Raw genomic sequence first — 12206 nt, 5'->3', positions numbered from 1 at the left:
TTTTAATGGGAATCGGCTTTTTTATGACTCCGGTTTGACAGTGATTTTGATATTTCCTTGCATATTTTTTACATTTTTATTGAGTATAGAACAGGAATAATTATGTAAAAAATATGAAAAAGGGTGGGTAATTAGTGCCTGTCCGTAAACTACTATTTTATAAATGGTTTTTTAGCAAAATGATTCGACGCAGAAAAACACTGATTCGGCAGATAAACGCTGATACTACTATTTTTGTACTTAAATTTTTTATCTGCGTAAATCATTTTTTTCAGCGTCCATCTGCGTCCAATCTATACTTTAAGGAAAGACACTAATTATGTTGTAGATCGCCCAAATTCAGTTTCTTTTAGTTTGACAGATAATTACAAAAAATATTTTTATGAATCTATGGATTATATGAAAAATATTTTTTTAATCATCTTACTTATTGCGATCACATTTATTTCCTGCTCAGAAAAACAAACTTTCAAAGAAATAAAAATCAAAGAAAATAATCTCAAACAAACGAGCATCATGGGATATGGAGTTGGAGAATCAGTACGCAATACAATAGCAATTGATAAAGCAAAATTATATGCCCGTATGAATTTAGCAAATCAGGTTTCCGGAATGCAATTTGTTTATCAAAAAAACAATGGTTCTACTGTATTCAAAACAACAACGAATGCTGTATTATCGAATGTTCATGAAGAATTATCCTATTGCTTAAAGGACGGAGATAAAAAAAAATATCTTTGTGTATTATCCACACCGGTTGAAAAGCAAGATATTGAATTAGATAATGCGGTATTATTGGAGACTAATTTCCGAACAGCAGATTTGGACAAATCTCTAACGGAAAAGTATAAGATAGCTGTCAAAGAGATTGCAGAAAAAAAGTATTCCGAAAAAATGGGAATAGAAGGCGAATTATATTTATCAGATATTAAAGTATTGGATTATGAGGGCAAGGATGATTTCAACGTCGAAATAAAAATCCTAATGATTATCACTAAAAAATAATGAAGGAAAAGAGCTTAGTAATGTTGGAAATATTGATTCATAAAGTTACAAAAAGAGCTTATGCAAATGCTTATGATTGGATGGGAAGCGATGTTTCAATTTCTTCGGAATTGCGAGATGGAATTCGAACTGTTAGAAATTCGTTTACAGAAATAGATGCAAAAATAACAGATCCTGAAATTATCTTAAATCTAATGCAGGAAAGATTGGGCAAAGTTCTCAACTACTATCGGCAATTACCCGGAAATTATGGTCAGTGGGAATGCTCGGCGCTAAATATAATCAGTGGAGAAATACACAGGCTTATCAAAGAGAAGTATGTTCCGACAGATGATGAGATTTTCGCTCATCAAGCAGACGGTTCAAACTAAAAAATAGGCATTTTTGGAGAAAATTCGGAGAAAGCAGACGATTCCAGATATGATCTCGCCCGAGCATACTATTATGCGAATATGATTGACGATGCAAAAAAATGTTTCTCTGATTCCCTAAAATTTAGGAAGAAATTCTATGGTAAGAAAAGCGAGGAATATAAAGAGGTGAAAGATTGGATGAAAGATATTTAATAATTTTTATCTTGCAAAAATCAATTTTCATCTGCCTTCATCTGCGTCGAATATATACTTTACGGACGGACTCGAATTAGGTAAATCAAAATAGGATGTGAATCGTTGTAAAAAAAAACCTACAAATTGTGATTTGTAGGTTTTATAAATTTTTGAAGCGAAAAAACTAATTCAAACTGTTATAAACACTGATTTGTCTCTTTTTGTTTCTCGTGGTTCGAAAACCTTTAAATTTATAATTTTCAAATTTTACATAACCGTCAATGAGTGAAAAAAGAGTGTCATCTTTTCCTTTTCCAACATTATTACCCGGATGGATTTTGGTTCCGCGTTGGCGAACTAAGATATTTCCGGCTTGCACAACTTGACCACCAAATTTTTTTACACCAAGATAACTCGGATTACTATCTCTTCCGTTATGTGAACTACTAACTGCTTTTTTATGAGCCATAATATCCTCCGAAAAATTTTATGATATTTTAATATCTTTAACTTTTATTTTTGTGTAATTTTGTCTGTGACCTTGTTTTCTACTATAACTTTTTCTTCGATTTTTTTTAAAGACAATAATTTTTCTATCTCTTCCATGTTCGAGAACTTCAGCAACGATTTTTACGTTTTCAACGGTAGGTGTACCAATCGTTGTTTTATCTTCTGCTTGTAACAGAAGGACATTATCAATCTCAAATTCTGTTCCGGTTTCTCGTCCATCCAGAAATGGAACCTTAAGAATTTTATTCTGTTCAATTTTTAGCTGTTTGCCTTTGAAATCTATAATTGCGTACATTCTTAACTCCTTATAATTGAGTGTGATAAATTCCAGACACGTGATTTATGTGTCAAGTTTTATACAAACCTGTAATGTATTTTTTTGATTTTATCGAATAAATTTTGAAATCGTTAAATGCCATTTCTGCCTCTGCTTTGAAATTAAATGTGAAGTGATAATCGTTGTTCATCTCGTGTTCGTGTTCTTTTGCATATTTGTAAACGCGTGTATTTACAGAAATTTCAAGCACATCTGCAGGATGATATATTTCGGCTCTGTTCATCCATTTGAGGATTTCGTTCAAAATGCTGCTCTTTGAGAGCACTCTTCCGACCCCGTGGCAATTATGGCAATTTTCAAAATATGAAGATATCATATCCGTTTTTGTTCTTTTTCGCGTCATTTCGATCATATTCAAGGGGCTGCTTGTGAAAATTTTATGAGGAGAATGGTCTTTTCGCATTTCGTTAATAAATGTTTTTGCTACTTTTTTGCGATTGACTTCTTTAAACATATCAATAAAATCAATAAAAATCATCCCTGTGAGATCCTGAAGACGTATTTGGCGTGCGATTTCTTTGGCAGCATCTACATTTGTTGTCGTAACTGTTTTTTCCAGATTTTCGCCTCCAACAAAACTTCCGGTATTTACATCAATTGCAACCAGAGCTTCGGTTTGTTGGATTACAAGAAATCCACCACTTTCAAGATACAATCTGTGAGAAAACATTTTTCTTATTTCATTTTCAATTCCGAAAGCATCAAAAATACCTGATTCTTCCTGAAAAAGCAAAACTTTTGAAAGAAGGTCAGGTGCAACTTCTTTTAATTCATCTCGCAGATTGTCCATGAACTGCTTAGAATCCACGATCACCGAATCAAGGTTTTTATGTATCAGATCGGTAATAACGTGTGAGAGCAGATCATTGTCATCATAAAGGCAGGTTGGAGCGGCTTTATTCACAAATTTATTCTCAATATTTTTCCATTTTTTTATGAGTTTGCCATATTCGTTTTTGAAATCACTTAAACTATGCCCGACTGCGTTGGTACGAATGATTAAGCCCATGTCCTTACTTCTGACCTTTTGAGTAATTTTTTTCAATCGCTTTTTTTCTTTGAAACTTTTCACTTTGCGGGAGATAGCCACATAATTTTTGTTCGGAATTAAAACCATAAATTTTCCGGGAATAGAAATTTCACCGGTTAATCTGGCACCTTTTTTCCCGATAGGAGCTTTCCCCACCTGTACAATTAATTCCTGCCCCGGCCTGAGCAATTTTCCCATTTCCAAATCGTCATAACCGGCTCGCTTAATTGTTTTTTTATCAATATCGCCGACAAGGTTCATAAAATCAGGAATTGCATCTCGATAGTGAAGTAAAGCGGTTCTTTCCAAACCTATATTAAGAAAACATCCTGCCATTCCGGGTACATTATCTTTAACAGTACCCTTATAAATATTGCCAACACATTCCTCTTCTCCCTCGCGATGATGATACAATTCTACTAAAACATCATCTTCTAATAAAGCTATTCGGTTCTCAAATGGACCGATATTTACAACTAATTCTGTTTTCATTGAAAAATCCTTTCAAAAATTTTTTCTTAACCTATTTCATCATTTTTAATCTTGTAATTCTCAATTTACTGACATCTTCGGGTGTAATTTTCAAAATTGATTGCAAAAAATCTGAAGTGCGGATACCTAAAATATTTTTTTCTACAATCAATCCATCCCCATTCGAAATTACACTATGAATTGAATCTTTTGTTAGCACTTTTTTTCCCTTTTTATTAATAAAGTGAGAAGTCTTTTCATATTCAGCAATTTTTTCATCCCAATTAAAATTGTGCTTTGAAGATAACAATAATCTTTCATTTTGAAAATTTCCCATATTTTTCGTAGAGACGAAGATTCTTTCCACTTTGTGGATGATCAAATCTTCCGGTAAATTGATTTGCATCTGTTCTAAAACAATATTTTCAGGCATTAATTTGATCAATCTAATATCGAAGAATTCATTCTTACCTGTCATTCCCAGTAATAAAGCCGGGCATAAAGAGATTTTCGGACGTCTGTTAAAACCCATTGTGTGATAAACAGGCAAACCACTTTTTCGCACAACTTGATAAATTATTTTCATCAGATCACGGTGCGAACTGAATCGCATTTTCCTGCCTTTTTCGTAGAATACACGATATTTAAAAAAAGTTGTTTGCTGAATTTTTTCAACATTTATTTTTTCAGTAAATCCCAATTTTGCCTTCTGCTTTTCCGGAAAAAGAAAACGGTTTTGAACATCTGTACAAACACCACAGTTTGAACATTTTCCCACACGACAATCAGGAGTGGTTTGTGAATTTATTGCTTTTTCGTATTCACTGACCAGAAAATCTTCTCGTATTCCGGAATCAATATGAGACCAGCACATTTTTTTCCCATTTTTTATTGCATCGGAGTAGTTTTGCAAGTCGATCCCGTTGTCTTGAGCAGCCTCTTCCCATAAAGCAAAATTGAAATTCTCATTCCAAGCATCGAACATTGCGCCTCTTTCAAACGCTCCTAATATCAATTTTCCTATTTTTGAATCTCCTCTCGAAATTACGGATTCGAGCAACGATTGCTCGTAACTATTATAACTAACCTTAACAGAGTGGTATTTTGACAGTCCTCTTTTTATACGAGAAACTTTTGCAATTATATTTTTTTTGCTGTCCAAAGGCGACCACTGGAAAGGAGTAAATGGCTTTGGAATAAAAGTGGATAGACTAATTTTTATCCGCAGATAATTTTTTAGCCTTTTGATTTTTCCCACCAAATTTATTATTGATTGAATATCATCTTCAGTTTCGGTTGGCAGCCCCAACATGAAATACAATTTTACTGAACGAATTCCAATTTTCAAAGCAAATTCGATTGAATTGATAATCTCTTCTTCGGAGATTTGTTTATTTATCACATCACGCAAACGTTCGCTTCCTGCTTCAGGTGCGATGGTTAACGTGCTTCCGATCATTTTTTTTATCGCTTGGACAAAATCTTTTTCAATCGTATCAAGTCTAAGGGATGGGAGCGAAAGTTTGGTGTGAGTTGCTTTTAGTATTGGATTCAGTTTCGCTATCAACGGTTGGATGGCGGAATAATCTGAAGTTGACAATGAATTTAAAGAAATTTCATCCCACCCGTTTAGTTTTATTTCCTCTTTGATAATATCAACAAGTAAGTTATCATCCCTTTCTCGAACCGGACGATAGATCATTCCTGCTTGACAAAATCGGCATCCACGGGTGCATCCGCGCATAATCTCGATTGCCGGACGATTATGCACAATATCAGTCAGTGGGACAAGGTGTGGAAAGTGAATTTTCGCCTTGTTATCAAAATCGGTAAAATAATTTTTCTTGATTTTCGCTGGATAATCAGCTGATTTTGGAATTACATAAGTGCCATTCGAATCATGCTTTTCTTCATAAAATTCAGGTATATATATTCCTCGTAATTTGCTAAGTTTGTTCAACCGTTCTTTTCGTGAAGCGGTTTTGTTGATTAAAAGAGATTCCGCCAGCTCGATGATAATATCTTCACCATCACCGATTACAAAAGCATCTATGAACATGGCAAGAGGCTGTGGATTAAACGCACAAGGTCCTCCGGCGATGATCAGTGGATCATGTTCACCCCGATTCTTAGAAAGCAAGGGAATTTTACTTAGTTGGAGCATCAAGAGAATGTTTGAGTTGGAAAGCTCGTACTGAAGGGTGAAACCGATAACATCAAATTCGTAGAGGGCAATTCGATTCTCAATAGAAAAGAGAGGAATATCCTCTTTTTTTAAGAATTCAATCAAGTCAACATCAGGTGTATAAACTCTATCTGCGGTAAATTTTTCAGTACTATTTAGAATAGAATATAGAATTTTAAGCCCGAGATGCGACATGCCAATCTCATATTTATCGGGAAAGGCAAGAGCAAAATTTAATGTTTTTTTTGTTATACTTTTTGCCAGACAATTCAACTCGTTATTTGCATATCTACCGGGTGCACGGAAATTGAGTAAAAAATCTTCAATCTCTACTGTTTTCAAACTTTTCATTATCTATGATTTTCGTTTAAGATATTCAGGGACTACATACCACGGGTTTGGATCGGTTTTCATGAAGTATTTTTTGTAAATGTCTTTGGTTTTGTAAACCGGTTCATATTGGCTGGTAATATTTTCCGATTTTTTTGAGGAAACGATAGAGCTTGAGTCGGTAAACGTTTGACTTATTTGAACAGAGTCAATCGGCATATCAGAATTTGATATTTTGAAAAAATTTCTTTGCAAATCTCCCTGTTTGTATAAAATTGAACCGAATGAATATAAGACGATCAAGAGTAAAATTAGCATCAATATCTTTAATGTATTTTTCGAAACAAGTATTTTTTTTTGATAATCTTTGTTTTTATCATTCTTGATTTTTGTGTTATAAGTGAGATTATGTTCTGCTTCGAACATATCAAGAATCTGTTTAATATCTGCATCCAGAAATCTGGAATAATTTATTATATTGATTTTCGCATAAGATAGGTTGATGTGATCGGTTATATTGCCGTTTTCGATAGCTATAAGAAAATGAGGTTTGATTTTTGTCTCAAGCGATACTTCATCAATGCTGATGCCCTTTTCTTCTCGCAATGCTTTCAGAAATTTTCCGGCAGAATCTTGCGAATTTTCGCGAAATCGGATTGCCATAATTACCTCTTTGCTAATTGCATATTATCATTCCGGCTACACTTCCCATAAGATCGAACATCAGGTCTTTGTAACTGAAATTATTATTTTTCTCTTTTGAATCCACAAATTCTTTTGCCAATCCCATAAGATTAACAAGACTAAAAGAAAGATATTTACATTTTGTTGAATTAATTTGGCAGATGTCGCTCATTACTTTGTAGTTCCAGCAGTAGAGAAAGCAGGCAGTTGTAAGATGAGCAAATTTATCTTTCTGTAAATAAGAATTCCCTGAATTTTGGGAGGATAAGTCTTCGCTAAAATATAATTTTTCCGCAAATAATGTAGTAAACAAACAAAAAAATAGGCACAAAGTAACTAAAATCTTTTTCATGATCTAAAATAAGGAATCACCTGATCGAATCGTATAAAAATATGTACGAAAAAGGGAATCAAAATCAATACCGTTTCTGCACTTAGATTTATCAAAGGGCAGAGCGGTTGATATTTAAATCAGGTTGTTATTCGGGTTATTTTTACGGTAACCAGAATTCCTTAATAACCCCTTCGGTGCCTTCAACAGACCATTGATTATCAATAAAATTATAAACAATAACCGCACCTGTTCTACCAAAAGGTTTCAAACTTGTAGCGGTTAGGGTTGAGTCCGTCATGTCGTAACTAAAATATTTTTTATCGTTAATGCCTTTGATATTTAACTGAGAAAGAAATGGGTAATAACCGTTTTCTTCAAAAAAAATGTCGTTTTGTTCTTGAATAAGTTCAAAAGTTGGAAGTACTTCCAGACTGATTATTTTTGTTTTCTTTTTTGCATCAATGGATGGGAAAATTATTATCACTATAATTCCCGTTATTAAAATTACCATTAAAACTTCAATTATGCTTACTCTTTTTTTCATTTCAATTATTTCCTCCAAAATATTGATAAAATATAAAATTAAAGAACTAAAAATGATTAATCGATTAAATAGAAAAATGATATTTAACTTATCATAAAATTTGAATCAAAAATCTGATTTTGTATTTTTTTGTCAAAGAATTCCAAATATTTTTACTTGTTAGTTCAATCTTAAAATATTTTTTTACACTTTTTTAATAAAACACTAAACCATCTAATGACAATTTTGAGGATAAAAGCTCACTAATTTTTGAAATAATTTGACATTAAAGCCCCATGACTTTTTTTTATATATGAAAAAAAAAGAAGTTTAAAAAATCAAATTCTAAAAACCTTAAAGGATAAACATGAAAGAAAATAAGGCATTGGTAATCGTACCAACCTATAATGAATCTGAGAATATGCCGAAGTTAATACCGGAGATCCTCAAACAAGACGAGAGAATTGAATTGCTGATCGTGGATGATAACTCACCCGATCATACAGCAGATATTGTAAAACAAGAAATAAAAAAAAATCCTCGAATTCATTTAATAGAGCGAGCTGGCAAAATGGGACTCGGTTCAGCTTATATAACAGGATTTCACTACGGTATTGAAAATAAATATGATTACATTTTAGAAATGGATGCCGATTTTTCCCACGATCCGAATGCTCTTCCAAATCTTCTCGAAGCAATTAAGACCGCTGACTTGGTAATAGGTTCGAGATATTGTGATGGAATAAATGTAGTTAATTGGCCATTTAAAAGATTGATTCTTAGTGTGTTTGCGTCAAAATATGTTCGATTTATTACAGGAATGCCCGTAAAAGATCCCACTGGTGGATTCAAATGCTTTCGCAGGAAAGTTTTGGAAGAACTTGATTTGAACAGGATAATTTCCGAAGGATATTCATTTCAGGTAGAATTGAATTACAAAACATGGAAACATAATTTTCGTATTTCCGAGATACCCATTGTATTTGAAGAACGACGTAACGGGCAATCAAAAATGTCAAAAAAAATTGTATATGAAGCAATTATTCGAGTTTGGCAATTAAGATTCTTTCCACGTTTTTGGGAGAGAATTATTATAAATAGGAAAAAAACGAGCGATGAAACTAAAAACTAATAACATTATAAAAGTAATAATTAATTATGGCGCCATTAGTGTTGGAGCAATATTAATGGCTCTCTCTCTTGTTATGTTTTTATCTCCAAATAAAATTGCTGCCGGTGGCGTAAGCGGAATAGCCGTAGTTCTAAATTCTATTTTAAATATTCCACTTGGTGTAACTATGTTGATTTTTAATATTCCCCTTTTCTTTCTCGGAATAAAATTTTTGGGGAAGCTATTTGGTGTTCGCACTCTGTTTGGCATCATTACCTTTTCACTATTCACTGATTTTTTTCAGGAAGTTTTGAAGGTTAATGCTGTTACGGAGGACACTCTGCTTGCCTCACTTTACGGTGGTTTGCTACTTGGAATCGGTCTCGGTATCGTTTTTAAAAATAAAGCATCTACCGGTGGTTCGGACATTGTAGCTCAAATATTCAATCAGAAAGGGATTTTAACAGCTGGAAACACATTTATCGTCATAGACTTTTTCGTGATCAGCTTTGCCGCTTTTTGCTTTAAAGGTGTGGAATATGCTCTCTGGGGTTTTATTGCTTTATATGTTTCTAGCAAAGTGGTGGATATAATAATTTCCGGAATGGGGCATGTGAAAGCCTGTTATGTAATTTCTGAAAAATCTGAAAAAATCAAGGAAATGATTTATGATAAAATGGATAGAGGTGTAACTTTCATCAAAGGGATGGGTGCTTATCAGAGGAAGGAGAAAAATATAATTCTCACGATAATTACAATTCGGGAAGTTGCAAAATTACGGGACATAGTTCAGGAGGTTGATCCTGATGCATTTGTGATTACCCAACCGGTGCATACGGTAATGGGAAAAGGTTTTAAAAAAGTTGAAAATGGTGTTTAAATTATTCGCAAGATGTTTGCAACGAGGACTTTAAACGCGGAACTAAAAACATTTCTTGGCTCATCCTTTCTTACGAGCCAAAAAAATAGCAAAGGACAAACATGATAAAATTAGGTGTAAACATTGATCACACTGCTACCGTCAGGCAGGCAAGAAAAACATTTGAACCTGATCCTGTGGAAGCAGCATTTGTAGCAGAAAAAGCAGGTGCCGACCAAATCACTATTCATCTTCGTGAAGATAGAAGGCATATGCAAGATCGCGATTTGAGAATTCTTCGCGAAACAATCCAAACACGCTTAAATCTGGAAATGGCTCCAACGGAAGAAATGGTTGCTATCGCAAAATCTGTTCACCCTGATTCTGTAACTCTCGTTCCGGAAAAACGTGAAGAAGTTACAACAGAAGGCGGATTAAATGTCTATATTTCAGGATTATATGAAAAGATTAAGCAACTTAAGGAATCCGGTATAACCGTAAGTTTGTTCATCGATCCGGATATCGAAACAATAAAGCAATCCAAGAAATTGCAAGCTGATGCGGTTGAATTGCATACCGGAGATTTCGCAAATGGAGAAACGGAAAAGGAGATTTTACTCGAAGTTGAACGACTCAAAAACGCTTCTTTATATGCAAAAAAAACAGGGTTATACGTTGCTGCTGGTCACGGAATAACATATTTTAATATCCACTATCTCAACGGGATCCAAGAGATTGAGGAATATAATATCGGGCATTCAATCATAGCTCGAGCTGTTTTTATCGGACTCGGAAGAGCTGTGGCTGAAATGAAGCAGCTTATTCAGCCATAACCTTACGGATGATTCCTTTGTAACTTAATCATTCCTGATTGAGAATCACTGAGACTTTCAGCCTTTGCGAAGGTTTTTAAGTATTCAAAAGGATGTGGTTATCACCGCGAACGGGATGTTTGCATTACATTTATAGAAAAAATTATTAACATGCTATTTTACATATTTATCGTAACTTTCATTTCTCTCATTTTTTTACCCTATTTCATTTTCAAATATGTTTTTAACAAAGGCGAATGGAAATGGCGACTTGGTTTTGGGAAATTTCCTTACCCAAAAACAAACCGAATTTGGATACATGCTTCCTCCGTAGGAGAAGTTAACGGAATTGAAACGTTGATCAATGAATTTGCAGATTCTCATCCTGAACAGTTCATTTATTTTTCCACAATGACCTTCACAGGACTGGAACGAGCAAAACGAATTGCTCAAAATCATCCTCAAAGAATTTTCCCATTTCTTCTACCTTTGGACATTCCCTTTGTTATTAAAAATGTTCTCAGGAATATCAAACCGCATTTGTTGATTTTGACAGAAACAGAAATCTGGCCAATTTTAATCCATTACACAAAAAAATCAGGGGCAAAAATTTTGATAATAAACGGCAGAATGACCGAGAACTCTTTTCGGAATTATCGTAAATTTTCATTTCTTTTTGAAAAAATTATCTCGCAAATTGATTTTATTTCTGTTCAAGCAAAAGTTGATAAAATCAGGTATGCCTTTTTCAAAGAAAAAAATATTGCGGTAAACGGTAATTTGAAATTTGCACTTAAACTCCCACAACCGGACACTCAAACGATAAAAAAGCGTTGGGGGATTTCATCCGATTTTGTTATAACTTTTGGAAGCAGCAGACCCGGCGAGGAAGAAGTTGTAATGCAATTGCATAAATTCCTCCTTTCACATAAAATTGAGCATCAAATTATTATCGCTCCCCGCCACCTAAATAGATTGGATGAAGTGAGGAAAATTCTCCAAAACAATGATGTTAATTTTGCTGATTTTTCTACAATATCGCAAGATATAAAGAATTTTGACATTCTCCTCATTGATAAAATGGGAGAACTCACCTCCGCATATTCAATTTCTGATATCGCAATAATCGGTGGAAGTTTTTACGATTTTTCAGGACATAATCCGTTAGAAGCAGCTTTTTTTGGAAAACCAATTCTAATGGGAAAATATCATTCCAGTTGCAAGAAATCTGTAGATCTTCTGATTGAAAATAATGCTATTCGGATAGTTGACAAGGATAGGCTCGGAGATATGGTTTTGCAACTTTATAAAAATACCGAGATGAGGAAAAGGATTGGTAAAAATGCCAAACTGGTTATGAAAAAAAACGGAGATTCGCTTCCCAATACTTTGAACCTGATAGAGAAATATATATCTTACAAATAAAAGCAGTTATCACAAATTCGTAATGATGGATAGATTACTTGA

13 protein-coding genes are annotated in these 12206 nt (G+C 33.8%); 6 read left to right on the top strand and 7 right to left on the bottom strand.

From position 1 onward, the window contains the following. Positions 1 to 399: 399 nt before the first annotated feature. Together U9P79_06455 and U9P79_06450 are read left to right on the top strand one after the other, a co-directional pair. Positions 400 to 1005 (top strand): hypothetical protein, encoded by a 606-nt coding sequence (locus U9P79_06455; protein MEA2104264.1) that lies wholly within the window; start codon positions 400 to 402, stop codon positions 1003 to 1005. A 20-nt stretch (positions 1006 to 1025) separates the two neighbouring features. After that, entirely contained in the window at positions 1026 to 1376 is a 351-nt protein-coding gene (locus U9P79_06450; protein ID MEA2104263.1) for a hypothetical protein, read from the top strand. Between the two features lie 361 nt (positions 1377 to 1737). On the opposite strand, the gene rpmA is transcribed toward U9P79_06450, so the two are convergent. From rpmA to U9P79_06415, 7 genes are all read right to left on the bottom strand, one after another. Next, positions 1738 to 2022 carry a 50S ribosomal protein L27 gene (gene rpmA, locus U9P79_06445; protein ID MEA2104262.1) on the bottom strand — a complete coding sequence of 95 codons (285 nt, stop codon included), beginning with the start codon at positions 2020 to 2022 and terminating at the stop codon, positions 1738 to 1740. 18 nt (positions 2023 to 2040) lie between these two features. Continuing rightward, a complete protein-coding gene (gene rplU, locus U9P79_06440; protein MEA2104261.1) occupies positions 2041 to 2358 on the bottom strand; it encodes a 50S ribosomal protein L21 in 318 nt (105 codons plus the stop codon). Positions 2359 to 2410: 52 nt separating this feature from the next. Continuing rightward, positions 2411 to 3922, bottom strand: coding sequence for an Rne/Rng family ribonuclease (locus tag U9P79_06435; protein MEA2104260.1), 1512 nt, complete (start codon positions 3920 to 3922; stop codon positions 2411 to 2413). Positions 3923 to 3953: 31 nt separating this feature from the next. Continuing rightward, the gene (locus U9P79_06430; GenBank protein ID MEA2104259.1) at positions 3954 to 6437 is read right to left on the bottom strand and encodes a TIGR03960 family B12-binding radical SAM protein; all 2484 of its coding nucleotides are present in this window, start codon (positions 6435 to 6437) and stop codon (positions 3954 to 3956) included. 3 nt (positions 6438 to 6440) lie between these two features. Further along, on the bottom strand, positions 6441 to 7079 hold the full coding sequence (locus tag U9P79_06425) for a helix-turn-helix domain-containing protein (GenBank protein MEA2104258.1): 639 nt from the start codon (positions 7077 to 7079) through the stop codon (positions 6441 to 6443). A gap of 13 nt (positions 7080 to 7092) precedes the next feature. Then, positions 7093 to 7452, bottom strand: a complete 360-nt coding sequence (locus tag U9P79_06420) for a hypothetical protein (protein MEA2104257.1) — start codon at positions 7450 to 7452, stop codon at positions 7093 to 7095. Between the two features lie 142 nt (positions 7453 to 7594). Further along, complete coding sequence (locus U9P79_06415; GenBank protein MEA2104256.1) at positions 7595 to 7978, bottom strand: hypothetical protein; 384 nt, start codon at positions 7976 to 7978, stop codon at positions 7595 to 7597. 346 nt (positions 7979 to 8324) lie between these two features. Between U9P79_06415 and U9P79_06410 the strand changes: the two genes are divergently transcribed. The 4 genes from U9P79_06410 to U9P79_06395 all read left to right on the top strand — a co-directional run bounded on the left by U9P79_06410 (position 8325) and on the right by U9P79_06395 (position 12164). Continuing rightward, positions 8325 to 9089, top strand: a complete 765-nt coding sequence (locus U9P79_06410; GenBank protein MEA2104255.1) for a polyprenol monophosphomannose synthase — start codon at positions 8325 to 8327, stop codon at positions 9087 to 9089. Next, positions 9073 to 9948 (top strand): YitT family protein, encoded by an 876-nt coding sequence (locus tag U9P79_06405; GenBank protein ID MEA2104254.1) that lies wholly within the window; start codon positions 9073 to 9075, stop codon positions 9946 to 9948. Before U9P79_06410 ends, U9P79_06405 begins: the two co-directional genes overlap by 17 nt. Positions 9949 to 10049: 101 nt before the next feature. Then, a complete protein-coding gene (locus U9P79_06400) occupies positions 10050 to 10760 on the top strand; it encodes a pyridoxine 5'-phosphate synthase (protein ID MEA2104253.1) in 711 nt (236 codons plus the stop codon). A gap of 150 nt (positions 10761 to 10910) precedes the next feature. After that, positions 10911 to 12164 carry a 3-deoxy-D-manno-octulosonic acid transferase gene (locus tag U9P79_06395; protein MEA2104252.1) on the top strand — a complete coding sequence of 418 codons (1254 nt, stop codon included), beginning with the start codon at positions 10911 to 10913 and terminating at the stop codon, positions 12162 to 12164. Positions 12165 to 12206: the final 42 nt, after the last annotated feature.

The organism is Candidatus Cloacimonadota bacterium, from assembly GCA_034661015.1.
Lineage (GTDB): Bacteria > Cloacimonadota > Cloacimonadia > JGIOTU-2 > JGIOTU-2 > JAYEKN01.
Note: the sequence above shows the minus strand (reverse complement) of the source record. Positions and strands in the feature narration are given on the sequence as shown.